The 25,107-nt window shown below is 33.5% G+C and carries 27 protein-coding genes; 17 read left to right on the top strand and 10 right to left on the bottom strand.

Going from position 1 to position 25,107, the window contains the following annotated elements; all coding sequences use genetic code 11:
* The first annotated feature begins 130 nt into the window (after window positions 1-130).
* On the top strand, window positions 131-790 hold the full coding sequence (locus tag DCO46_RS22635) for a DUF6565 domain-containing protein (protein ID WP_165828860.1): 660 nt from the start codon (window positions 131-133) through the stop codon (window positions 788-790).
* A gap of 62 nt (window positions 791-852) precedes the next feature.
* On the opposite strand, the gene DCO46_RS06780 is transcribed toward DCO46_RS22635, so the two are convergent.
* From DCO46_RS06780 to DCO46_RS06760, 5 genes are all read right to left on the bottom strand, one after another.
* Window positions 853-1,671, bottom strand: a complete 819-nt coding sequence (locus tag DCO46_RS06780) for a pyocin knob domain-containing protein (RefSeq protein ID WP_116751808.1) — start codon at window positions 1,669-1,671, stop codon at window positions 853-855.
* Window positions 1,672-1,743: 72 nt separating this feature from the next.
* Complete coding sequence (locus DCO46_RS06775) at window positions 1,744-2,535, bottom strand: O-methyltransferase (protein ID WP_116751807.1); 792 nt, start codon at window positions 2,533-2,535, stop codon at window positions 1,744-1,746.
* Between the two features lie 156 nt (window positions 2,536-2,691).
* Entirely contained in the window at window positions 2,692-3,234 is a 543-nt protein-coding gene (locus tag DCO46_RS06770; protein WP_116751806.1) for a hypothetical protein, read from the bottom strand.
* Window positions 3,235-3,449: 215 nt separating this feature from the next.
* Complete coding sequence (locus tag DCO46_RS06765; protein ID WP_116751805.1) at window positions 3,450-5,312, bottom strand: ABC-F family ATP-binding cassette domain-containing protein; 1,863 nt, start codon at window positions 5,310-5,312, stop codon at window positions 3,450-3,452.
* A 92-nt stretch (window positions 5,313-5,404) separates the two neighbouring features.
* Complete coding sequence (locus tag DCO46_RS06760; protein WP_116751804.1) at window positions 5,405-6,370, bottom strand: T9SS C-terminal target domain-containing protein; 966 nt, start codon at window positions 6,368-6,370, stop codon at window positions 5,405-5,407.
* Window positions 6,371-6,517: 147 nt separating this feature from the next.
* On the opposite strand from DCO46_RS06760, the gene DCO46_RS06755 reads away from it, so the two are divergent.
* Window positions 6,518-7,936, top strand: a complete 1,419-nt coding sequence (locus DCO46_RS06755) for an undecaprenyl-phosphate glucose phosphotransferase (protein WP_116751803.1) — start codon at window positions 6,518-6,520, stop codon at window positions 7,934-7,936.
* Here DCO46_RS06755 and DCO46_RS06750 read toward each other — a convergent pair whose 3' ends face one another.
* Window positions 7,937-8,674, bottom strand: a complete 738-nt coding sequence (locus tag DCO46_RS06750; protein WP_116751802.1) for a tyrosine-protein phosphatase — start codon at window positions 8,672-8,674, stop codon at window positions 7,937-7,939. It abuts the gene before it with no gap.
* A gap of 136 nt (window positions 8,675-8,810) precedes the next feature.
* Here DCO46_RS06750 and DCO46_RS06745 point away from each other — a divergent pair, with 136 nt between their 5' ends.
* Window positions 8,811-10,001: a DUF5009 domain-containing protein gene (locus DCO46_RS06745; RefSeq protein ID WP_116751801.1), complete on the top strand. Its 1,191-nt coding sequence runs from the start codon at window positions 8,811-8,813 to the stop codon at window positions 9,999-10,001.
* Between the two features lie 54 nt (window positions 10,002-10,055).
* Here DCO46_RS06745 and DCO46_RS06740 read toward each other — a convergent pair whose 3' ends face one another.
* Complete coding sequence (locus tag DCO46_RS06740) at window positions 10,056-10,613, bottom strand: hypothetical protein (RefSeq protein WP_116751800.1); 558 nt, start codon at window positions 10,611-10,613, stop codon at window positions 10,056-10,058.
* A gap of 120 nt (window positions 10,614-10,733) precedes the next feature.
* Here DCO46_RS06740 and DCO46_RS23200 point away from each other — a divergent pair, with 120 nt between their 5' ends.
* From DCO46_RS23200 to DCO46_RS06675, 14 genes are all read left to right on the top strand, one after another.
* On the top strand, window positions 10,734-11,012 hold the full coding sequence (locus DCO46_RS23200; RefSeq protein ID WP_243416268.1) for a hypothetical protein: 279 nt from the start codon (window positions 10,734-10,736) through the stop codon (window positions 11,010-11,012).
* A complete protein-coding gene (locus DCO46_RS06735; RefSeq protein ID WP_243416267.1) occupies window positions 11,000-11,914 on the top strand; it encodes a BamA/TamA family outer membrane protein in 915 nt (304 codons plus the stop codon). The genes DCO46_RS23200 and DCO46_RS06735 overlap by 13 nt, the downstream gene beginning before the upstream one ends.
* A 31-nt stretch (window positions 11,915-11,945) precedes the next feature.
* Window positions 11,946-13,109, top strand: a complete 1,164-nt coding sequence (locus DCO46_RS06730) for a glycosyltransferase family 2 protein (RefSeq protein ID WP_116751799.1) — start codon at window positions 11,946-11,948, stop codon at window positions 13,107-13,109.
* 83 nt (window positions 13,110-13,192) lie between these two features.
* On the top strand, window positions 13,193-14,599 hold the full coding sequence (locus DCO46_RS06725; RefSeq protein ID WP_116751798.1) for a dihydrolipoamide acetyltransferase family protein: 1,407 nt from the start codon (window positions 13,193-13,195) through the stop codon (window positions 14,597-14,599).
* Between the two features lie 164 nt (window positions 14,600-14,763).
* Window positions 14,764-15,534: a 3'-5' exonuclease gene (locus tag DCO46_RS06720; RefSeq protein ID WP_116751797.1), complete on the top strand. Its 771-nt coding sequence runs from the start codon at window positions 14,764-14,766 to the stop codon at window positions 15,532-15,534.
* 93 nt (window positions 15,535-15,627) lie between these two features.
* Window positions 15,628-16,239, top strand: a complete 612-nt coding sequence (locus DCO46_RS06715; RefSeq protein WP_116751796.1) for a fumarylacetoacetate hydrolase family protein — start codon at window positions 15,628-15,630, stop codon at window positions 16,237-16,239.
* Window positions 16,239-16,583, top strand: a complete 345-nt coding sequence (locus tag DCO46_RS06710; RefSeq protein WP_116751795.1) for an Hpt domain-containing protein — start codon at window positions 16,239-16,241, stop codon at window positions 16,581-16,583. The genes DCO46_RS06715 and DCO46_RS06710 overlap by 1 nt, the downstream gene beginning before the upstream one ends.
* Window positions 16,584-16,807: 224 nt before the next feature.
* Window positions 16,808-18,061, top strand: a complete 1,254-nt coding sequence (locus tag DCO46_RS06705; RefSeq protein ID WP_116751794.1) for a CinA family nicotinamide mononucleotide deamidase-related protein — start codon at window positions 16,808-16,810, stop codon at window positions 18,059-18,061.
* A 71-nt stretch (window positions 18,062-18,132) separates the two neighbouring features.
* Window positions 18,133-18,369 (top strand): 50S ribosomal protein L28, encoded by a 237-nt coding sequence (rpmB, locus tag DCO46_RS06700; protein WP_008468080.1) that lies wholly within the window; start codon window positions 18,133-18,135, stop codon window positions 18,367-18,369.
* Window positions 18,370-18,396: 27 nt separating this feature from the next.
* Complete coding sequence (rpmG, locus tag DCO46_RS06695) at window positions 18,397-18,579, top strand: 50S ribosomal protein L33 (protein WP_008253902.1); 183 nt, start codon at window positions 18,397-18,399, stop codon at window positions 18,577-18,579.
* Between the two features lie 75 nt (window positions 18,580-18,654).
* Window positions 18,655-18,807 carry a DUF4295 domain-containing protein gene (locus DCO46_RS06690; RefSeq protein ID WP_008468081.1) on the top strand — a complete coding sequence of 51 codons (153 nt, stop codon included), beginning with the start codon at window positions 18,655-18,657 and terminating at the stop codon, window positions 18,805-18,807.
* A gap of 157 nt (window positions 18,808-18,964) precedes the next feature.
* Complete coding sequence (gene ftsY / locus DCO46_RS06685) at window positions 18,965-19,918, top strand: signal recognition particle-docking protein FtsY (protein ID WP_116751793.1); 954 nt, start codon at window positions 18,965-18,967, stop codon at window positions 19,916-19,918.
* A gap of 675 nt (window positions 19,919-20,593) precedes the next feature.
* Window positions 20,594-21,034 carry a lipocalin family protein gene (locus tag DCO46_RS06680; protein WP_116751792.1) on the top strand — a complete coding sequence of 147 codons (441 nt, stop codon included), beginning with the start codon at window positions 20,594-20,596 and terminating at the stop codon, window positions 21,032-21,034.
* Entirely contained in the window at window positions 21,015-21,311 is a 297-nt protein-coding gene (locus DCO46_RS06675) for a DUF721 domain-containing protein (protein WP_116751791.1), read from the top strand. Before DCO46_RS06680 ends, DCO46_RS06675 begins: the two co-directional genes overlap by 20 nt.
* Before the next feature lie 110 nt (window positions 21,312-21,421).
* On the opposite strand, the gene DCO46_RS06670 is transcribed toward DCO46_RS06675, so the two are convergent.
* The 3 genes from DCO46_RS06670 to bshC form a co-directional block, all read right to left on the bottom strand.
* Window positions 21,422-21,841, bottom strand: coding sequence for a nucleoside-diphosphate kinase (locus tag DCO46_RS06670; RefSeq protein WP_073370275.1), 420 nt, complete (start codon window positions 21,839-21,841; stop codon window positions 21,422-21,424).
* A 143-nt stretch (window positions 21,842-21,984) separates the two neighbouring features.
* The gene (locus tag DCO46_RS06665; RefSeq protein WP_116751790.1) at window positions 21,985-23,256 is read right to left on the bottom strand and encodes an acyltransferase family protein; all 1,272 of its coding nucleotides are present in this window, start codon (window positions 23,254-23,256) and stop codon (window positions 21,985-21,987) included.
* A gap of 117 nt (window positions 23,257-23,373) precedes the next feature.
* A complete protein-coding gene (gene bshC / locus DCO46_RS06660; protein WP_116751789.1) occupies window positions 23,374-24,963 on the bottom strand; it encodes a bacillithiol biosynthesis cysteine-adding enzyme BshC in 1,590 nt (529 codons plus the stop codon).
* Between the last annotated feature and the right edge of the window lie 144 nt (window positions 24,964-25,107).

Here is a 25,107-nt window from a genome sequence, read left to right as displayed (position 1 = left end):
TTTATATAATTATCATATTTTGTATTTTTTATTAAATTTAATTCAAAATAAATATTAAATTTTTATAAATAATTTACGTTTATTTAATTTTTTAACTATATTTGTTCTGTAACATTTAATAATCAAAATTATGAAAAACATAAAAATTGTATTTGGATTGGCATTAATTGCTTTAAGCTTTACATCGTGTAAAGATGAGAAACAGGAAAATGCAAAAAAAGCAATCGACTCTTATGTAACCTACGTCGATTCAGTTAAAAATGTAAAAGCAGAGGATCTGAAAGCAACCTGGAAAGATGTTGATGCTGAATACAACAGAAGAGCAGAAAATGCTCAATTGGCACTTGCAGATCTTAAAGATAACACTGCTGAAACAGAAAAAATAAACGAAAGCAAAGTAAAATACGAAGAGTTCAAAAATGAAATGACCACCGTTTTTGCCCCACCAGCGCCAAGTCCTAAACAACAATTGCGTAATGCATTGTTTGGAGAAGGAAAAATTGGAGAAGATATGAGTTTTTCATGGGTAAATGCCCAAAATATTCATAGTGTATACCAACAATTTGTTCATACAGTTGAAGATAATAAAGACAGTTATTCACGTGAAGACTGGGATGAAATCAAATTGCTTTATGAAGCACTTGACAGCCGTAAAAATACTGTAGAAAAAGAAGGTCTTACTTCTGAGGATAACAGAAAAATTGCAGGTTTAAAAGTGAAATTTGCTCCAATGTATACTGTAAACAGAATGGGAGCTAAATCTGAAGAAAACAAAGACGCTAAAAAATAAAAAAATTGTAATAATTAGGAAAAATGGCAATCAGCAATGGTTGCCATTTTTTTATGACTGAATTATAGATTTCCTATTTTTCTTTTCATAGCATTCAATTCTTGATTTTGAAGTTCAAGTTTTTTATTTAAGTCTATGATATACAATGTTAATTCTTCAATTTTTTGTAGAAGTTTAGCATCCATTTCTCCTAAATTTATACCATTTTTGATGACTTGTTTTTCACTTGGGATATTTTCTAAATGGCCATAATTGATAATGTGTTTTTCTACTTCTAAAAGGGTTGGCAGATTGTAGTTTTCTTTAAAAACAAAATCTGACCAGTCATTCATATCAACTTTTACTTCCTTTGAATGAATAGTTCCATTTACATCAAGTTTATTTTTTGGATTAGTTGTTCCTATTCCAAAATTTCCTGAATTTATATATGAATTTCCGGTTGCAGATAAAAGTACGTTTGTCTGGGTTTGTGAAATTGTTAATTCTTTTGCAAATAGACGGTTTGCGTTAAAATCTGTTTGACTGTTGTTTAAATTGCCAGAATTGTAAACTTTTTTCCATGGAGTCCAAACAGATCCTGTAGTATTTGTTGATTGTCGATAGTAAAAATCATTTTCAGTACTAAATGCTAATTGACTTCTCCAATCAGATGTTCCTGGCCCTGCCCAATGCCTAAGAGCTAAAACAGTACCATAATTTGAAGGAGTATTTAGCGTAGTAGGAATATAAATAGCGAGATCATTAGCGAATGTATTTAAATCGGAAGATAATGTCTGTGTTAAAAATTGAGCATTTACAACTGTATTAAATGAAAATAGTAGTCCTGTTAAACAGACTTGAATTAGTATTTTTTTTTGTGTTTTTTTGAGAATAGAGTGCATTGATTTTGTATTTGATTTTTGTCAAATATAGGAATAATTGTGTTATTGTTTCGGTTTTGGCAATTTGATATATTATGTTCTAATCACAAAATGCTCTTTCGGCTGTTCTCTTCTAAAGAATACAAATCCCCATTGAAAAGTATCAATTGTTACTTTTACTTTCGGATGGTTTTTAATGCTATCCCAGGCTTCTTCCATTTCTGGTGACCAGTGAATATCATCAAAAATCCAAACCGAATCATTGGTTATGGTTGGTAATAAAAGATCAAAATAAGCTAAAGTTGCTTTTTTAGAATGATTGCCGTCGAAGTAAATAAGGTCGAAGTTCTCAGTCTCAGTTTTTAGTTCTCTTTGAATATTTTTAAAATAGCTTTCAAATTCCGTTATTATTGGATTTACATTTTGATAATTGAAATCTTCTAACTGATTTTTGGCAACAGAGCTCGTATTAGGACAGCCTTCTAAGGTAATTACTTTTGCTTTCGGATTGCCTAAGGCCAGGGCAGAAGTTGCCAACCCCAAGGAAGTTCCAATTTCTAAAACGGATTCCGGCTGAAAATAACGAACAACTCGGAATAATAATTCAGCGCGTTTTGGAGAAATTCCCGCCGTTTTTGCAATTTTAGAAATTTGTCTGGTGTTGGATTTGAAAACTCTCGAACCCGCACCAAAATCGGTTACTTCAATAAAATTTTTATTTTCTAAAAGGGATCTTCGATAATTTTTTAAAACTAAATATTCCGGTTTAGATTTTTTATCGTAAAAACATTTCGTCAGTAAATTAAATACAAACGGAGAATGTACTGCATGTTCATTCTTGGAGTTCCAAAGAAATTTGATATAGGATTTTATTTGAAATAGCATAAAAAAGTAGCAAAGTGGCTACGAAGATACTAAGAATTGTCAAAAGTCAAATGGTAATTTTTTTGACTTTTATTCCTGAACTTTAAAAATAACAAACAAAAAAAGAGCCTGATCTATTTTTTTAGATCAGGCTCTTTTGAATGAATTATCAGCAAATTAGCGATAAATATTTTCTCCTTTATTTGATTTCCATTCTTGTTCGAAATATTCAGCATCTTCATTATTACGAGGGTGAACTCCCAGAACTACATGCCCATCATTGATTCCGGATTCATATAGCTTAGCTCTGTCTTCAGGAATTCCAGATCCTACCAAAGCACCAATCAAACCTCCCGTAATACCACCTGCACCTGCACCTGCTAATCCAGCTGCTAGTGGTCCTGCAATGATTAATCCTAATCCCGGGATAACAAGACTTGTTCCTAAAGCTGCGATAACTCCAACAATAGCTCCTATTGTTCCTCCAATTGCAGATCCAGTTCCCGCAGTTTCAGCTGCTTTTGTACCAAGTTCTGAGTGATCATCATGGTCTGAATAATGTTTTTTTCTTGTTTCATCTGACATGATAAGATTGATTTCATCTTTTGAATATCCTCTGTCATTTAAAGTGTTGTAAGCTCTCTCTGTACTTTCGCGATCAGAAAACATTCCTGTTAATATCTGGCGTCTTGTTCCGTCTGGGTTATTTAGATTTTCCATTTTATATATATTTAGATTGTGAATTTGTTTCACTTCTACAAATCTCGTCAAACAACTTTATTTTCGTTTATATAATTATTCTAAATTCTTACATATGAATTTTAACATTTCAAATAAAAAAAGAGATGTTTTTTGATAATTGTGCAAAATAAAAAATCCCAATAAACACTTTAAAATGTTTATTGGGATTTAAATTATTTAAGTTTAAATATAATCTATCCTTCAATCTTAGCCGAAAGCTCAAACCAGCGTTCTTCTTTCTGATCTATTTTTTTGATGATATTTTGTAATTCGTTTGCTTTTTTCTCAATATCGGCATCGGCTACTTTTCCATCAGAAAATAATTGCTCGATTTTGGTTTTTTCAATTTCAAGATCTTTAATCTCTCTTTCGATTTTCTGATATTCTTTTTGCTCGTTAAAAGACAAGTTTCCGGTTGGATTATTTTGTTTCCAGTCTTTCTTTTCAGCTTTGTTTTCTTCTTTCTGCGCAACATCCGCGCTGTCTTCATACGCCCTGAAATCAGAATAGTTTCCCGGGAAATTTTCGATTTCGCCTTTTCCTCTGAAGATAAATAAGTGATCAACAATTTTATCCATAAAATAACGGTCGTGCGAAACTACCAATAAACATCCCGGATAATCTAAAAGGAAGCTTTCAAGGACGTTTAGCGTTACAATATCCAGATCGTTTGTTGGCTCATCCAGAATCAAAAAGTTTGGGTTCTGAATCAAAACGGTACACAAATACAAACGTTTTAATTCGCCTCCGCTTAATTTTTCTACGAAATCATACTGTTTTTTGGCATCAAAAAGGAAACGCTCTAATAATTGCGAAGCCGAAATCATTCTTCCTTTTGCAAGCGGAATAAATTCGCCGTATTCTTTAATAATATCTATAACACGTTGATTTGGTTTCGGGTTGATTCCGGATTGTGTGTAGTAACCAATTTTTATGGTGTCACCTTTTACAACACGCCCGCTGTCAAGCGGTAGTGTTCCGGTCAGAAGATTAAGAAAAGTCGATTTTCCGGTTCCGTTTTTACCAATAATTCCGATTCTTTCACCACGCTGAAAATCAAAACTGAAATTGTCCAGAATAACGTGATCTTTGAACTTTTTGGAAATTTTGTGAAGCTCAATAATTTTGCTTCCCATACGTTCCATATTGATTTCAAGCTCGACTTTATTTTCTTTTCTACGGCTTTGTGCTTTTTCTTTAATTACATAAAAATCATCCTGACGCGATTTAGATTTTGTTGTTCTCGCTTTTGGCTGACGTCGCATCCATTCCAATTCTTTTACAAATAAGTTTTTAGCCTTGTCAACGCTGGCATTTTCAGAAGTAATTCGCTCTTCTTTTTTCTCTAAATAATAAGAATAATTTCCTTTGTACTGATATAATTTTCCGTTGTCAAGTTCGATGATTTCATTACAAACACGTTCTAAGAAGAAACGGTCGTGCGTTACCATGAACAACGTAATGTTTTCTTTGGCAAAATAACTTTCAAGCCATTCGATCATTTCAAGATCTAAATGGTTGGTTGGCTCATCCAAAATCAATAAATCAGGACGATTGATCAAAATGATAGCCAATGAAAGACGTTTTTTTTGTCCTCCGGATAGATTTTTTACTTTTAGTTTAAAATCTTCCAGTTTTAGTTTGAACAGAATTTGTTTGTACTGCGTTTCAAAATCCCACGCATTATGCTGATCCATTCCGTCAAAAGCTTTTTGGTACGCTTCTTCGTCATCCGGATTTTCTAATGCTTTTTCGTAGGCTTCAATAATTTTCAGAGTTTCATTGTCTGAAGCAAAAATACTTTCTTCAATAGTCAATTCCTCCTGCAGGTTATTGTCCTGCGAAAGAAAAGCCATTCTGATTCCTTTTCTTAAAACAACCTGACCTGTATCCGGTTCGTCCAAACCATTGATAATACTCATGATAGTTGTTTTTCCGGAACCGTTTTTAGCAATAAAGGCAATTTTCTGGTCTTTATTGATTCCGAACGAAATGTTGTCAAATAACGTTCTTTCGCCAAATGACTTTGATATATTTTCTACAGATAAGTAATTCACTTTGTAAATTATGAGTTATAAATGATAAGTCATGAATGTTTTAAAAACACAACTTTTTTGCAAAAGTAAGCTAATAAATTGCGATTTGCGAATTATTTATGGAGATACGAATTTAGTAAAGAACTCAAATCCAAATAATGAATCTGCTGCGGAACATTCAAAATTGGCTGACGGACTAATTTTTCATTCGTTATATAATAATGTAATCCGTCATTGGTGGCAATTCCTTCAATTTGATGGAAAGGAAGTCTAAGGTCTGTTTTTCGTTTGTTTCCGGTTGAGAAATCATGATTTTTAAAATCATACAAAAGATATAGAAACGTTTTTCCGGTTTTGGAATAACCACAAAGTACAATAAGCTTTTTTGCTTCTAAATAAGCCGCTCCGGTTACCAGACCTTCTGTATTAAGAGTTTCCTTAAACTGCGCAATTTGTCTTCCGGATTGATTTAGTAAAGCATAAACAGCCGTTTTAGAAGAAATCCATTGTTTCGAAAATAAATAAATACTGTCTTTTGTGATAATAAAAGCTTCACAGTCAAAATTGGTTGTATTTCTTTTTTGAGGTTTAAGGTCGGTTTGGTCAGAATATGAAAATGAAATGGTGTCGATAACGGGATTTCCGGTTAAAAAATCTTTTTTCTCAATTTTAAAAATATGTAAATCGGTCCGGTTTCCTTTGTAATTATTTCCAAAGTCACCAATGTACAAATGTGTACTGTCCTGCGAAATTTCTTCCCAGTCATGATTAATTACGTTTTGCAGTATTACTTTTTTTCTGATTTTTCCCAAAGAATCCAACCCGTATAAAGTGGTGTCATGATCGTCGTTATGCGTCCATAATAAATGGTCAAAAACAGTAAGCCCGGAAGTTTCTCTAACAGAATCGCTTAACCTGACTGAGTATTCAGGTTTTAATTTGACGGATTTGTACAAACAACTTCCGTCATTTATTGTCGCTTCCGGATTATAATTTACAGAAAGAGGATCTGTACAGCCCAAAATTTGCCCGTAACTTACTGCGGTTAATAAGAAAAAGAATAAAAAGACTGTTTTCATTTCCTGTGTTTTAAATTCGAATTACTTAAAAGTAAAGTTTTAAAATAAATTGATTTTAAAATAACATTAAAAAATATAATTAAAATGTTATTTTGCATTCATAATGCTTAGGTCAGAATTTACTTAGAATGACCACAGATCCTAAATATGAAAATTTCTCAAAAAATATCACATTACCGTCTTTCCCGTTATTTCAAACTACTGTTTGTGTGTTTTGATGTGTTATTGTTAAATGCCTCAATCAATCTTTCGGCTTTGGCCAGGTTTGGCAGTTTAGAGCAACTTTCGTCAAGAGAAGAAAAAACAGTTATTTTATTGATGAACCTAATCTGGATCGGATTGCTGCTTTTTAGAAATTCATACCGGATGATCCGCATCGAGCGTATAGAATCGATATTAAAACGGACAATTAATAAAATTACCATTCACGCCGCCCTGGTGGCAATTTTTGTAGTTTTTCTTAAATACGCAGATATTTCCAGACTCCGATTGCTGTATTTTTATCTGTTTTTCTTTTTGCTGATTATGATTTCCCGTTATTTATTGATGAAAGCTTTAAAAGAAATCAGGGCAAAAGGATATAATTTTAAAAAGATTATTATCGTTGGAGCCAATGATACAGGAGAAAGAATGCGTAAAATATTGGCCAAAGATTTAACTTACGGATATCGTTTTTTAGGCTTTTTTGATGATAAAGAAGTAGTTTCTCCTGATTTTGAAGGCGCAATTTTAGGTGGATTTGATAGTATTGAGGATTTTATCATAAAAGAAAAAATAGACGAAATTTATGTTGCCCTTCATATTGACAAAGTCGAAATAATTAATAAACTGGTCAAGATATGTGAACAAAATATGGTGAGAATCAAGTTTATACCTGATTTTCAGCTCTACACAAAATCAAGTAAAGTAGAAGTGACTTTTTATGAAAATACGCCTGTATTGATGTTTCGTCCGGAACCATTAGAATTTGCTTCAAACCGGCTTGTAAAAAAAGTTTTTGATATTCTATTTTCGACAGCGGTTATACTATTAATTTTTCCGTGGCTTCTGCCAATCGTTGCCCTAATTATTAAATTAGAATCCCCTGGGCCAGTATTTTTCAGGCAGCAGCGCTCAGGCCGCGACAACCAGGCTTTTATGTGTTTTAAATTCAGAAGTATGTATCTGAATGATCTGGCGCATAAAAAACAGGCAGGAAAAGGCGACAGCAGAATTACAAAATTTGGGGCTTTTATCCGCAAAACCAGTATTGATGAGTTACCGCAGTTTTTTAATGTCTTTTGGGGCGATATGTCGGTTGTAGGGCCACGGCCTCATATGGTCAATCTTGCAAAGGAGTATAGTGAACTGATAAATAATTATTTAGTACGCCAATATACAAAACCCGGAATAACAGGCTGGGCACAGGTCAACGGTTTTCGTGGTGAAACCAAAGAACTTAGCGATATGGAAAACAGAGTAGATTATGATATCTGGTATATCGAAAACTGGAGTTTATTATTGGATATAAAAATTATAGTGCGAACTATCATTAACATTTTTAAAGGTGAAGAGAACGCCTATTAATCAGAATTTAAAAATCTCATTATTCTTAATTACTTCTTTAAGAGCAGCAATACTATTCACTTTTATTTTCTGGTCAAACGCTTGTATGTGGCTGCGATGATGCACATCAGAACCAACAAAATTGTACATTCCTTTTTTCAGAAGTTCTTCTGTAATCCTGGTAACTTCATTTCCATAATATCCCATTGTCGCCAATAAGTTTAATTGAAACAAACAACCCGATTTTTTTAGTTTTTCGTACTCATTGAAGTTTTTATGATAATACAAATATCTTTCAGGATGTGCTAAAATGGGCGTATAACCTGCAACGCGCAAATCAAAAAGGGTTTTATGAAGCTGTGCGGGCGGACTTATATACGATATTTCAACCAGGACATAATTATCTTTTATGGTAAGGAGTTTTTCAGTCTTAAAATGATTTTCAAACCAATCATCCATAAAATATTCTGATGCTGTTTTAAACGGGATTGTTATGTTATTTTCTTCTAATACAATGGCAGTTTCTTTTTGTTTTGCAATGATTGTTTCAGCAGAATTATCCCAAAAATGATTTTTGATATGAGGGGTAGTCACAAATTGAGAAAATCCAATTTCCTGAAAGGCTTTTGCCAGCTTTATAGTGTCAGAAATGTTTCTTGCCCCGTCATCAATTCCCGGTAAGAGATGCGAATGAATGTCGATATAATTATCGGACAGCAGCTCTCTTAAACGTGGTTTGGATTTTAGAAATGATAACATGCGGCAAAAGTAAATGAAATAGATTTTGTTTTGAAAAAATATTTATACAGATTTCAGATTTTGAAATTAATGTAACAATGTAACTTCCCGTTTTATAATTATATTATATTTGACATTATTAAAAATGTAATAATTTATGAAAATAAAAGAAAATTTATACAATCAAAGGATTATTTCGATAGACGCTTTACGTGGAATTACGATTTTTGTAATGATTTTTGTAAATGAACTCGCAAGCGTAAAAAATGTACCGCAATGGATGAGGCACATGCCCGCAGATGCAGACGCGATGACTTTTGTTGATGTAGTTTTTCCTTCGTTTTTATTTATTGTCGGGATGTCTGTTCCCTTTGCATTTAATGCCAGATTACTAAAAGGAGACAGCACCAGGATAATCTGGACCCACACCTTAAAAAGAGCTTTGGCGTTGATAATTATTGGCGTTTTTATGGTCAATGCCGAATATGGTTACGATGCATCAAAAATGATAATTACTCCTGTATTTTGGGGACTTTTGGCTTATGCAATGCCCATTCCGATTTGGAATAAATACCCAAAGGATTTTCCGGTTTGGTTAAAATACACTTTGCAATATGGCGGGATGCTGGTTTTAATGGCACTTTATTTTCTCTATGTTCAGGACACGGGAGAAATCGGAATGACACCAAAATGGTGGGGAATTCTAGGTCTGATTGGCTGGGCTTATCTTATAACAGTAGTATATTATTGGCTGGTTTCCGGAAAATTATGGGCAATGATTTTGTTTTTGATTATTTGTGTTATTGCCAATTCAGTAAACCTGACAGAAGGACTGGCTATTAAACAAAATTTCTTGTTTAGTTTTATTGCCGGACATTTGGCTCATGCTTCTTTGGTTACGGCCGGAGTTATAATTTCGTTACTGTTTTTTGATAGAAAAATTGCTCCGAAAATCAATTGGCCCGTAATAGGTTTTGCATTGCTTTTCTTTGCTACGGCTTGTTTTTTGAGACCTTATTACGGAATCTCAAAAATAAAAGGAACTCCGTCATGGACTATGTTTTCTGCTGCCATTTGTACCGTTTTATTTTACTTTCTTTATTGGTTAATGGAAATTAAAAAACAAACGAAATGGAGTAATTTCTTTATGCCGGCAGCCGCAAACCCTTTGTTGATTTATATTTTGCCGGGCGTAATTTATTATTTTAATTCCGCTTTTAACCTGCATATAATTCCGGATTATTTCCGTGAAGGAGTTCCGGGAATCATCTGGTCACTGGTATTTTCTACCATTATGCTACTGGTTATGAAAATCTGTAATAAGTACAAGATTCAGATGCAATTATAAAAAATCAGGTTTGAGGTGATAACCTGAAACCTGAAACCTGAAACAAATTCACCTTCAAAGTTCAACTTTAACCGATTTTATTTCCAGAAAAAAGCCGGAGACAGGAGTATAGTTGACAAAATTGAATTTGCAGAGATTTTTAATGTTCAAAAGTTTTCCGTCTGGTAAACCGTCTTGTCTAAAATTTGTCCAGGGAATTTTTGTGGTTGTAAATTTTTCAGGAGATGCCGGCAAATCAACTCTTGGGTGCGAACCTCCGTGCATACAGCCGGTTCCTTCTTCATTTCCTTCGCGTGCCTGAAGTTTTATAAGTTGGTTAGTTTTATAAGTTATAATTATACATTTTGATTTATCTGATAGGTTTGTTGCTGCGCCGTCATTTGATTCTGAGGGTGTAATCATGACATTTAGTTCAATTTCACCAACTGGAAAATCTTTGGCAGTTACCCGAACAAGATGTTCTTTCTCGCGGATTACATTAATAGTTTCCTGAGTTTCTTTTGCCGGACCGGCAATATACCAATAATTGGATTTTACAAGATCTGAAGAATCTTTGTCAATAAAGCCCGAAAGAGATAGAATAACCAAAAACAGAATAGATAACCGAATCATAATCAAAAATTTATATTCTTTTTCAAATATACTCTTCTAAAAATAAATTCATTTTACTGACTTATTTTTCGCACAATATTTTTCTAAATTTGTTATAATATTAATTGTAAATCGTTTTTAATGAATGAGTTAAAAGTAAAATTCTTTTTGTTTTTATTTTTTCTAATTTCATTTTGTCACGCTCAGAATGACAGCATTCCTATGGATAAAAAAGATATACGGGATGTTTTGTACAAGATCTTTAAAAAAAATGATTCCATAAACTATAAGAATAAAAAGCTTGCTTTCTCTTTATTGCCCGTCCCGGTTGGTGTAAGCTCAAATACAGGATTGGTAGTTTCTTTTTTGACGAGTTTCTATTTGGGAGACGATTATAAAAAACAAAAATGTCACAGGTAACTTTTTCTCCTTATTTCAGTTTTTCAAATCAATATGTCTTTCCGCTTCAAACTTATATTTATACAAAAAATAACAAATGGAATTTTATTGGCGATTATCGATATATGATTTATCCTCAACTTACTTATGGACTGGGAGAACATAACACCGACAAAGAAATGTCGACTTTAGATTACCAGCAATGGAGATTCTATCAGTTTGTCAACAGAAAAGTGTTTGGTAATTACCGATTGGGTTTGGGTTTTTTGTTAGATAATTATAAAAATATTTCTGAAGAATCTTATATAGAACAAGAAACGGATTATGTAAAATATATGGATGGAGATTTTACGGATGAAACTTCCTTAGGATTTGCTCTTCAGGGGTTATATGATTCCAGGGAAAATACAATTAATCCGGAACAGGGTTTTTATCTCGAAGCCGATTTTCGAATAAACACAAGCGGGGTTGATGGAGATAAATGGCAGTCACTTTATCTCGATGCCAGAAAATATTATTCTTTTAGTAAAGAAAAACATAGCGTTTGGGCTTCAAGGGCTTTTTACTGGTCTACATTTTCAGGCAAACCCCATTATCTTGATTTGCCCAGTATAGGGTGGGATAGAGAAGGAAAAACAGGAAGAGGTTTTACCAAAAACAGATACCGCAGTAATGCCCTTTTGTATTTTGAAACCGAATACAGAACAGATATTACTAAAAACGGTTTTATTGGAGCCGTATTTTTTACCAATATTTCCTCAGTTTCAAAATTGGACACCTATAAATTTACCAAATTTAATCCCGCTGTGGGTACAGGTTTACGCATCAAATGGAACAAACAAAACAACAGTAATTTAGTTTTAGATTTCGGACTCAGTAAAAACGACTGGTCTTTGCGATTGGGTTTAGCCGAAAATTTCTAACTTTCCAAAAAATCAAAAGGTTAGGATTTCTATGCAATTATCAGTTATTATTCTCAATTATAATGTTCGCTATTTTCTGGAACAGTGTGTTTTAAGTGTTCAGGAAGCACTTTCTGCCATTGACAGCGAAATTATTGTAATAGACAATAATTCGTCTGATAATAGTTGCCTGATGATGAAAGAACGTTTTCCGAATATAAAACTGATTCAGAATAATGAAAATTTTGGTTTTCCAAAAGGAAATAATACAGGAGTTGCCCTGGCACGCGGAAAGTATATTTGTATTCTGAATCCCGATACAGTTGTTGCCGAAGATACATTTTCTAAAATTTTGGCTTTCGCCGAAAGGCAAACCAGCCTGGGGATTATCGGGTGTAAATTAATCGACGGAACAGGAAAATTTCTTCCCGAAAGCAAGCGTGGGGTTCCGACACCCTGGGTTTCTTTTACTAAGATTTTTGGCTTGTATAAAATTTTCCCAAAATGGAAACTTTTTAATCAGTATTACGCACAGCACATTTCAGAAAACGAAACAGGAAATGTAGCTATTCTTGTCGGTGCTTTTATGTTCATGCAGCGTGATTTATATATTGAATTAGGAGGTTTTGATGAAGATTGTTTTATGTATGCAGACGATATTGATCTTTCGTATCGTGCCTTACTGAAGCAGAAGAAAAATTATTATTTTCATGAAGCGACAGTTTTGCACTATAAAGGTGAAAGTACTATAAAAGATGAAAAATATATGAAACGTTTTCAGGAAGCGATGACGTTTTTTTACCAAAAGCATTTCAGGGAATCATTGTTTTTTTCTATTTTTATTAAAATCGGAATTCTGTTTTTTTCATTTGTTAAAATGTTCCAGGGAAAAACAAAAGACAAACCGCTGCCGGAAAGTTATGTTTTCTATTCTTCGGATAGTAAATTGTATGAAAAATTGTCTTCAATTCTTAAAAATAAAGTAGTTATTTTCGATTTCAAAAAAGAAAAAATGGTAAATTCGTCCCTGATTTCTAAAGGAAAACACGTAGAGATTATTTTGGATAATCAATACATTTCATTTAGAAATTGTATCAAAATCATAGAAACGCTTAAAGAAAAGGACATTACTTTTAAAATTTTCCCCAAAAACGCAAATTTTATTATTGGAAGTAATTCAAGAAATGACAGAGGGCAAACTATAAAAATCGAGTAAAAATTATATTAAGTGTAATTTATATATAAAATATTCAGTAATTTCGCAATCTGAAAATCAAAATCACCCTTGAGGTTAACAATATGGCAAGATTTGAATTAAAGCTTCCTAAAATGGGAGAAAGTGTAGCTGAAGCAACTATTACAAACTGGTTGAAAGAAGTTGGAGACAAAATTGAAGCTGATGAGGCTGTACTCGAAATTGCAACCGATAAGGTTGACAGTGAGGTACCAAGCGAAGTATCAGGAACTTTGGTCGAAAAATTATTTGGCAAAGATGATTTAGTTCAGGTTGGACAGACAATTGCAATTATCGAAACAGAAGGTGGTGTTGAAATATCGTCGTCATTTTTGGTTGATAAAGTTATTGAGGACGAACCGGCTCCGGCTGAAGCAGCAGAAATCGAAAAAACAATTGAAGCAGCTCAGGAAACGACAGCTACGCCAAATGATTTCGCTCAGGAAACTTCGGGATCAGACAAATTCTTCTCTCCGCTAGTAAAAAATATTGCAAAGGAAGAAGGTGTTTCGGTTACTGAACTTGAAAATATTCAGGGTTCAGGAAAAGACGGACGTGTTACAAAAGAAGATATTTTAAAATATATTGAAGATCGTAAATCAGGTGTTGTTGCAGCGCCAAAAGCGGTTCAGGAAACGGTTAACGAAACAGTAGCCGCCAAAGCAGAAGAGCCAAAAGCAGCAGAATCAAAAACTCCGGTGGCAAAAGCAGTTGAGCCAGTTGCTCAGAAAAGCCAGCAAACAGTTCCGGTATCTGTAAACGGAGGTGATGAAATCATCGAAATGGACAGAATGCGTAAACTGATTTCAGGATATATGGTCGCTTCTGTACAAACTTCAGCTCACGTACAATCATTTATTGAAGTTGATGTGACCAATATCGTAAAATGGAGAGATAAAGTTAAAACGGCTTTCGAAAAGAGAGAAGGGGAGAAACTTACTTTTACTCCGATTATGATGGAAGCTGTTGCAAAAGCTCTGAAAGATTTTCCGGGAATGAATATTTCTGTAGATGGCGAATATATCATCAAAAAGAAAAATATAAACTTAGGAATGGCTGCGGCCCTGCCAAACGGAAATTTAATTGTACCGGTTATCAAAAATGCCGATCAGTTAAACCTTGTCGGAATGGCAAAAGCAGTAAATGACTTAGGTAACCGTGCAAAAACAGGAAAACTTAAACCGGACGATACACAAGGCGGTACTTATACCGTTACAAACGTAGGAACATTTGGAAGTGTTTTTGGTACGCCAATTATCAACCAGCCTCAGGTTGGAATCTTAGCTCTTGGTGCTATTCGTAAAGTACCGGCGGTTATTGAAACTCCTGAAGGCGATTTTATCGGAATCCGTCAGAAAATGTTCTTGTCACACTCTTATGATCACAGGGTAGTTGACGGTGCACTGGGAGGAAGTTTTGTAAAAAGAGTTGCAGAATATTTAGAAGCTTTTGATGTAGAAAGAGATTTCTAAAACGTTTTGTTTTATAGATATTTAGCCCTTTTAACATTTTAAATGTTGAAAGGGTTTTTCTTTTGTCACTTTGTAGAAATCATGACAGAAATCTTCAACTTTATAAAAAAAACGGGAGAAATTCAGCTTTAAAAATTATATTTGTAAACTTATAAAAATCAAAAATGGAACTCAAACTCAATAAACCAATTTGCTTTTTCGATCTTGAAACTACAGGAATTGATATTGGAAAAGACAGAATAGTAGAAATTTCAATATTTAAAGTTTTTCCAAACGGAAATAAAGAAAGTAAAACTTGGTTAGTTAATCCAACAATTCCAATTCCCCCTCAGACTACAGCTGTTCACGGTATTACAGATGAAAAAGTGGCAAACGAGCCTACTTTTAATGAGCTGGCACCGCAAATTCATAATATGATTAAGGACAGTGATTTGGGAGGATTCAATTCAGATCGTTTTGATATTCCTTTATTAGCAGAAGAATTACTTCGTGCCGGAGTTGACTTTGATATGAAAAATAAGGTTTCTGTCGATGTACAGACTATTTTTCATAAAATGGAAGAGCGTACCTTAAGTGCGGCATTGAAATTTTATTGTGGAAAAAGCCTTGAAAATGCCCATTCGGCAGAGGCAGACACAATGGCGACTTATGAAATCCTGAAAGCGCAACTGGATCGTTACCCTGAATTAGAAAATGATATGAAATCATTGTCGGAGTTTACAACCCGTAAAAAAATAGCTGATTTTGCCGGAATGATTGCTTTTGATAAAGATAATGAAGAGATTTTTACTTTTGGAAAACATAAAGGTGCTAAAGTTGAAAAGGTTTTAGAAACAGAACCGGGATACTACAGCTGGATCCAAAATGCCGATTTTCCCTTATATACCAAAAAGGTTTTGACAGCCATTAAATTAAGAAGATTAAACACGAAATAAGGTTCTAAGTTGCTAAGGTTCTAAGGTTCTGAGTTTTTTTAAGCTTGATTTCTTAGGATCTTAGGGGCTTAGAATCTCAGTACCTTAAAAAGAATGAAAATAATCTGTATCGGTAGAAATTATACCAATCATATTGAGGAATTAAAGAACGAAAGGCCTACGGAACCTGTTGTTTTTATGAAACCGGATTCTGCTGTTTTATTAAAGCAGCACCCTTTTGTCATTCCCGAATTTTCTGAGGAAATTCATCACGAAATTGAGATAATTGTTAAAATTAATAAGGTAGGAAAATATATTGAACCGAAATTTGCGCATAAGTATTATGACGAAATTAGTGTAGGTATTGATTTTACTGCCAGGGATTTACAGGATAAATTAAAAGCAAAAGGCCTTCCCTGGGAAAAAGCAAAAGCATTTGACGGCTCTGCAGTCATCGGTGAATTTTTGCCAAAAACAGATTTTGTTTCTATGGAAAATCTTAATTTTGAACTTACAAACAATTCCAAGACGGTTCAAAAAGGAAATACAAGCTTTATGCTTTGGAAAATTGATGAATTAGTATCGTTTGTATCGCAATATTTTACATTAAAAATTGGCGATATTATTTTTACAGGAACTCCCGAAGGAGTTGCGTCTGTAAAACCAAACGACGTTTTGGAAGGATTTTTAGAAGATAAAAAATTATTTAGAATACAAGTAAAATAATGGCCTTAAAGTACAACCTTTCGAAAGTTTACGCACTTTCAGATAACGACCCTGAATTTGTAAACGAAATTCTAAAACTATTTGTTACAGAAGTTCCTGAAGATTTAAAACAAATCAAAGAAGGGATTAAGAAAAAGGATCATAAATATGCCTATTCTTATGCACATAAAATAAAACCAACTTTAGATCTAATGGGTTTAAATGTTGCGTTTGAAGAAATCCTTCAAGTCGAAGCCTGGACAAAAGCAGAAGGAAAGAAAAAAGAGATTGTCGAAACTTTTAAAAGTATAAAAATACAGGTAAAAGAAGCAATCAAAGAAATCAAAAAAGATTTTGATTTATAAAATTCGAGTGTGACCTTATTTTTGGCTTAATTTTAAAAAGGCTAAAAATAAGGTTGTAACGGATTTCTGAAACTCTGGATCTTTTCCACGAAAAACTTTTATATCAATGAAACGCTTCTTTGTCGCAAAGGATGCTGTTTCTGCCCCTCTCATGCAATCTTCGCGACAACTGCCTACTTTCTAATAACGACCTGCATATTTGCAGCAGAAAACAAAATTATCGTATGAAAGCAACTATTATAACTATCGGTGATGAAATTTTAATTGGTCAGATCGTAGATACCAATTCAGGCTTTATAGCAAAATCATTAGACAAAATTGGAGTTGAGGTTACCGAGATGATTTCGATAAGTGACGACAAAAAACACATTTTAGACACTTTTGCCCAGTTGCAAAACAAAGTAGATGTGGTTATTATAACAGGTGGCTTAGGTCCGACAAAAGATGATGTAACCAAAAAAACTTTTTGCGAATATTTCGATGATGAATTAGTGGTAAATCCGGATGTACTGGCTCATGTCACAGAGCTGATAGAAGGTTTTTATAAACGCCCGATTTCACAATTAAATAAAGATCAGGCATTAGTGCCTTCAACTTGTACCGTTTTGCATAATAAAGTTGGTACTGCGCCAGGTATGTGGATGAAAAAAGAAAATACGGTATTTATTTCCCTTCCCGGAGTTCCTTATGAAATGAAGTATCTCATCGAAGAAGAAATAATTCCTAAAATTGTTCGCGAATACAAACGTCCCTATATTATTCATAAAACAATTTTGACTTACGGTCAGGGTGAGAGTCTGGTTGCGGAACGTATTGAGAACTGGGAAAATAATCTTCCTGATTTTATTAAACTGGCTTATCTGCCAAATCCGGGGAGAGTGCGTTTAAGACTTTCTGCCAGGGGAACTGATAAAGAGATGCTGGAAGAGGCACTTGAAGCCAATATAAAATCACTGGATGCTATAATTCATGATATAATAGTAGGTTACGAAGAAAATGAAACGATTGAATCTGTTGTAGGGAAACTTTTGGCAAAAGAAAACAAAACTATTTCTACGGCTGAAAGTTTTACAGGAGGAAAAATTGCCTCAATTTTATCGGCTGTTCCGGGAGCTTCAAATTATTTCAAGGGAAGTATTGTTTCGTATGCAACAGAGGTGAAGGTTAATGTTCTTGGGGTGTCGCAGGAATTGGTAGATCAATATTCTGTAGTAAGTGCGCAGGTTGCAACCGCTATGGCTTTGAATGTGAAAGAGATACTCAAAACAGACTATTCAATTGCTACAACTGGCAACGCTGGACCATCAAAAGGAGACTCAGATGCTGAAATTGGGACAGTTTTTATTGCTTTGGCTACACCAAATGGTGTAATTACCGAAGAGTTTAACTTTGGCCAACCACGTGAAAAAGTGATAGATAGAGCGACCATTAAGAGTTTGGAAATATTACAGAAAGAAATTTTGAAAATTGTGCAATAATTTTTTGCTACAATGGTTTATTTTTCTTTTCTTTGCACCCTGATTTTGAATAACGATAAAAGATAAGTATAATGTCAAGAGTTTGTGACCTTACAGGTAAAAGAGCGATGGTAGGAAATAACGTTTCTCACGCTATGAACAAAACTAAGAGAAAGTTTTCTGTAAACTTAGTTAAAAAGCGTTTTTATCTTCCAGAAGAAGATAGATGGATTACTCTTAGAGTAGCAGCATCTACGATAAAAACAATTAATAAAAATGGAATCACTGCTGTTTTGAAAAAAGCACAGTCAGAAGGATTTATCAAATAATCTTTTCCTAAATAAATATATAGCAAGATGGCAAAGAAAGGTAATAGAATCCAAGTAATTTTAGAATGTACTGAGCACAAGACTTCTGGTGTTCCAGGAACTTCTAGATATATTACAACTAAGAACAAAAAAAATACTCCGGACAGATTAGAGATTAAGAAATTTAATCCAATCTTAAAAAGAGTAACTGTTCATAAAGAAATTAAGTAATAATTAGAGATTTTTGTAAATCTCGAATGGTTTAGCCATGAGAGTTTTATAAAAGCTTCAAATAACATTTGAATCATGGCAAAGAAAACCGTAGCATCGTTACAAACATCTTCTAAGAGATTATCAAAAGCCATCAAAATGGTGAAATCTCCTAAAACTGGTGCATATACATTCGTAGAATCTATTATGGCTCCTGAAGAAGTTGATGAATTCTTGAAAAAGAAATAATTACAATTACATTATATAGAAAAGCTACTTTCATTCGGAAGTAGCTTTTTTATTACCTATATTTGTCTATAAATTTGAAGGAGTAACAATTGGCTTTCTTTAAAGATTTGGATTTCTGATAATTCAGAAGTCGGATAATCAAATAATCTACAAAAAAATGAGTTTTTTTAAAAAATTATTCTCTACTGATAAAAAAGAGACTTTAGACAAAGGTCTTGAAAAATCAAAAACTACTTTTTTCTCAAAGTTAAGTAAAGCCGTAGCCGGAAAATCTAAAGTTGATGACGATGTATTAGATAATCTGGAAGAAATTCTGGTTGCTTCGGATGTTGGGGTAAATACAACATTAAAAGTAATTTCAAGAATTGAAAAACGTGTAGCAGAAGATAAGTACTTAGGAACAGACGAACTAAATCAGATTCTTCGCGATGAAATAGGTGCTTTGTTATCTGAAACAAACAGAGGCGAAGCTACTGAATTTGATATTCCAAAAGACAAGAAACCATACGTTTTGATGGTGGTTGGAGTCAATGGAGTCGGAAAAACTACAACAATTGGTAAACTGGCTTATCAGTTCAAGAAAGCAGGGTATAAAGTTGTTTTAGGAGCTGCAGACACGTTTCGTGCTGCTGCTATCGATCAACTACAAGTATGGGCAGACAGGGTGGATGTGCCGATTGTCAGACAGCAAATGGGAAGTGATCCTGCTTCTGTTGCATTTGACACTTTGCAGTCAGCCGTGGCTCAAAATGCTGATATTGTAATTATTGATACTGCCGGACGTCTGCATAATAAAATCAATTTGATGAACGAACTTACCAAAGTAAAGCGTGTTATGCAGAAAGTAGTAGCAGATGCACCTCATGATGTACTTTTGGTTTTGGATGGTTCAACTGGTCAAAATGCTTTTGAACAGGCAAAACAGTTTACTGCTGCTACAGAGGTGACTTCTCTGGCTGTTACAAAATTAGACGGAACTGCTAAGGGTGGTGTCGTAATTGGTATTTCAGATCAATTCCAGATTCCGGTAAAGTATATTGGAGTTGGTGAAGGTATTGAAGATTTACAGGTTTTTAATAAATATGAATTTGTAGATAGTTTCTTTAAATAAGAAAATAATAATCAGAATGAGTTTAAAAAATATAACACCTGTTACTTTTTATTTTGCAAGTGTAATAAGTTTTGTTTTAGCAAATGTTCTAAAAGACAAAAGCTTGTCTTTCTATTACATTTTGTTAGTGTTGGGTTTGGTGTTCTTTTTTATGGGAATGCTTAAAAGAATAAAAAACAGATAATCATATTTTCTTTAAAACCCTGATTTTGTTTTTTTAATTCCCAAACCGTATCGTCTGTACACACTACTAAACACGTATTTGAGGAAACAATTTTGATTGCATCTGTAGAAATCTTCCCATATTTTTGGAGAAATTTGTTTTGGCTTTAGTAATAAAGTTGATAGCGGTTGCAATATCCCTTAACGAAAAATATTTTTGAATTTACGAAAGAATCATTTTTAGATTCTTGTACGCGTGAATTGAGAATTATCCAATTACTGCTTTTCTGAAACATCGAAATAGTTTAATGGGTTTTATGAAATTTTATTTCTTTTGAAAATTTTATAAGAGTAACTTTGTGATTGAAATAAAAACTTCTTTTGAAAACGGAGCCCTAGCCCTGATGGAAGCGGCATCTCCCGATAAAAAAAAACAAGGCTTTTTAGCCGTAGTTTTTGTTTATCGGGAATACAGCGGACAGTAGGTACCAGCTCCTTAAAATAATTCTATTTATGAAAAATACTTTTATGATTTTGGTTTTGTCTCTTTTGTTTGTGGGATGCAAACAGGAAATTAAACCGACAGATATTGAAAAACTAAATGGATACTGGGAAATTACAAAAGTTGTTTTTGATAAAGGTGAAGAGAAGGTGTACGGAATGAATGAAAACTTTGATTTCTTTAAGATAAAAGGAAATAAAGGAACCAGAACAAAAGTAATGGCGCAGCTTGATGGTACTTTTTTGACTACAGATACTTATGAGGATGTTTCGGTACGTTTTGCGGGTGAGAAAGTTTATTTAGATTATAAGACAGATTATGCAAAATGGAGTGAAGAATTGATTACCTTGTCTGATGATGAATTGGTGGTTAAAAATACTGAGAATAAAGAATATCATTATAAAAAAGCTGGACCAATAAACATTTTGAAAGATGGCAAAGAGACTAAATAACGAAAGTACAATTGGAGCAGTGCTACAGCAAATTATTCAGACGAATAAGCTGCAGCCCGGAATGGATCAGATCGACGTACGTGATGCCTGGAAGCAATTAATGGGAAGTGGTGTAAATACCTATACAAGGAATGTTGTTTTAAAGGGAAGTACACTTTATGTAGAACTTGGATCTTCTGTTTTAAGAGATGAATTAAGTCATGGAAAGTCGAAAATCATTAAGATGATCAATGAAGAACTAAGACGTGATGTGGTTAAAGAAGTCGTTTTGAGATAATTTTAAGGTTCACGTTTAAATAAAAATAAAAATGCCGTTTCAAAATTTTGAAACGGCATTTTTATTTTAAAGTTCAGCTAAAATAGGAACTCTCAAATCTCAAATTTAGATTAGAATTGCTCTCTTCCGGCAAAGTGAAATGCACCTTCGATTGCAGCATTTTCGTCGCTGTCTGAACCGTGAACTGCATTTTCTCCAATAGAAGTTGCGTATGCTTTACGAATAGTTCCTTCAGCAGCTTCAGCAGGATTTGTAGCTCCAATTAAAGTTCTGAAATCTTCTACTGCGTTTTCTTTTTCTAAAATAGCAGCAACAATTGGTCCGCGTGACATAAATTCTACCAATTCTCCGTAGAAAGGTCTTGCAGCGTGAACCGCATAAAATGCCTGAGCATCAGCTACAGTTAATTGAGTTAATTTTAATGAAACGATTTTAAATCCTCCATTTGTAATCATTGCTAAGATATTCCCGATGTGTCCGTTTGCAACAGCATCTGGTTTAATCATTGTAAAAGTTCTATTTGTTGCCATTTTATTACTTATTTTTAATTTTGTGCAAAAGTAGACTTTTTTTATCAATTGATTTTAATAAATTCATAATTAAAACATGTAAGAATAGTGTTTTAGCTAAGAAAAAGTTTTATTAAACCAGATTACTTATTCGGTTAAAATATTTAAACTTTGAATATTAGTTTATTTTTATAAAATATCCACAATATAAAGGTCCAGATTGCCACATAAACCAATGCTCCGGCAAACGATGCCATCATCGGATTGCTGAAAAACGGAGCAATTCCATATTCGTACAAATAGCTCAGAAGATTAATTTGTTTTCCGGTTTTGTGTGGATTTTCGAACTGAATCATTACCAAAGACTGCGGAATAATCTGTGAGGCAAAAAATACAATCATTGGATTGACTCCCCAGATTAAAAATAATTTAAATCCTTTTTTGTATTCTGCAATATCAATGATGTAATACAAGATTGCAAGTGCTGCTGTCGCCAGGCCGGTTGTGTATAAAACATAACTGCTGGTCCATATTGATTTGTTTATCGGAAAAACAATATTCCAAACTAAACCACCAATAATCAGAGCAATTCCTGCCAATGCCATTTTTTTTGCAATAGTAGTTTTTGCTATTTTTTGTTGTAATAGCTGACCAATTAGCAAACCGATAATTCCGTTTACAATGGATGGAATTGTGCTTAAAATTCCTTCCGGATCCCATGTCACGGTACCGCTATACATATGATCTTTTAAGATAATGCTATCGAGCCATGAAGCCAGATTGGTTCCTTTTTCTAAGTTAGCCTCACCAATTCCGGGAACGGGAATCAAAGTCATAACTGCCCAATATCCTAGTAATAACACAACTCCTGTAATGATTTGTGTTTTTTGAGATGTTTTTAGATACAAAAGAGAAACAACAAAATATACAACTGCAATTCGCTGTAAAACCCCCGGAAGACGTACATCATGATACGCTTCTATACCGCTGTAAGCCAAAAAGAGGTAAATAAATAATATTGAGAAAGCGAAGATGTTTTTTAGCTTGGAACTAAAATTACCCATCAGTGCATAGCCAACTGCTATTGTAATTAATAATCTGATAATTAGAAGTGGAATGCCTTCCAGACCAAAAAACTGAATTTTACCAAAATAATTAAAGAAAATCCCCAAACATAACATTCGTAATGAACGAATAAGAATTTTGCTGAAAGTGGTGTCATCATATTTTTTATCCGGCATTGCGAGAGGCACTGCAACTCCCATAATGAAAATAAAAAACGGAAAGACTAAATCGGTTGGTGTACAACCATGCCATTCGGCATGTAAAAGTGGCGGAAAAACATGTCCCCAATCTCCGGGATTGTTGACAATTGTCATTAATAAAATAGTGAGTCCGCGAAAGACATCTAGCGAAATTAAGCGTTCTTTTACCATTGGTTTGGGTAAATTGGTTAGTTAATAAATTTTAAAAGTTCGCTATTTGGTTTAAGAAACAATAATTCAGAACGGAGTGGTTATTTTATCCTGAATTATTGTGGTATTATATGCTAATTATATTGTTATGATCGAAAAATTAGTTTCTAAAGGTCTTAATTTTTGAGTTAATAATGGAATTAATTGTTCGCCTTTTTCTAAATAAAATTCAGAGAAATTGGCCTGACGTTCCTGCAGGCTGTTATTTGGAAATAGCTGACATTGCAGATCTGTAATTCGTTCTAACTGATCATGCAGTTTTCTTTTTTGTGCTTTTAATAAACGTTTTTCAAGATTCTCCAATCCTTTTTTCTGTTTAACTTCCTGTGCTTTTACTGCACCGCTAAAAGATTTGTCCGTTTTTTGGGCTAATTCGGATAAGTATTGAAATTGTTTCTCAAGAATTTCTTTCTGAGGTGTTAAGTCAATTGGAAATTCTGAAATCTTATGTGTTATGGTATTTACTAAACGGGTTGGCTCTGTAAATAAATCTTTCCAGGTTAAACCTAAATGATCTGCTTTTTTTGCCTGCTTTTCTGTGGCTAAAAGAGCAGAATTTCGAACCAAAACCATTGGAAAAGTTATGTTTACAGCATCAAAAAAAGATTTTAATTCGAGCCAGTAGGCAATTTCCCCGCCTCCGCCAATGTAACATAGGTTAGGAAGTATGATTTCCTGATATAACGGACGCATAATTACATTTGGACTGAATTTCTCCGGATTGTTTTCTAATAATTTTAGAATTTCATCTCTTGTAAAAGAAGTTTTGGTGTTATTTACTATAAATTTATCATTCTCAAAAACAATACGCTCACGCAGGTTATCTTCGATATAAAATAAATTGATTTCTCTTGGATTTACCTGAACCGTATAATCTTTTAGTTTAGTTATAGTTTCCTGAACTGCTTTAAATGAAGTCTGCTTTAACAATTCTTCTTTTGCATACGGAATAAAAGCACGTTTTAAATCGGCATTGTCTGCATCTATAATTACTAATCCCTGAGAGGCAAATAAACTATTGGCCAGAAAACGGGTGGCATCGGCAAGATTGTCGTGCTTGAGATAGGAATCTTCAAATGTTTTTTTTAAGAAATTTGCATTAGTACTTGATCCTAGTTCTAAAGCATAAATTTCTAAAAATTCAGCTAAACCTTCGGTAGATAATCTTCCAACAGGACCATAACTTTCTTTGTTCCAGCGGAATTTTTTTCCTTTAAAATTAAAATAATTAATTTCTTCAAAATCATGATCTTCCGTCGCCATCCAGTAAATTGGAACAAAATTATAAGCAGGATATTTTGATTTTAATTCTTTGGTAAGGTTTATTGTGGAGATGATTTTATATAAAAAATACAAAGGCCCGCTGAAAAGATTTAACTGATGCCCGGTAGTAACTGTAAACGTATTTTCGTGAGCTAAAAGTTCAATATTTTGTCTGGTAAAATCAGAAATATCAATTGAAGCATATTGTTGTTTTAAGACAGAAACTAACGGAATCCGGTTTTTATTATCAAAATTCTGTTGTTTTTCAATGATTTGTTTTTCAAAGTTTTCCAGTGTTGGAAAATGGTTATATAGCGGTTTTAATTCCGGTTTTTGGTCTAAATAATCGTGTATCAAAGTCGAGAAATATCCTGAGTTTTGGTAGCTGATACAGTCGGTTGGCATAATTTTGGGTTTAATTTTGATAGCTGTAAATTTAAGGAAAATAAACAGTTAAAAACGGATTTAACTATTGCTTATGATTTGAAATTTAATTTCAGGTATAAGTGTTTGAAAATCAATACTTTTTAGTTTTTAATGAAAAATATT

Source organism: Flavobacterium sp. HTF (genome assembly GCF_003105115.1).
Taxonomy (GTDB): domain Bacteria; phylum Bacteroidota; class Bacteroidia; order Flavobacteriales; family Flavobacteriaceae; genus Flavobacterium.
The sequence above is the reverse complement of the archived record's forward strand: the minus strand, read 5'-3'. Positions and strand labels throughout refer to the sequence as shown.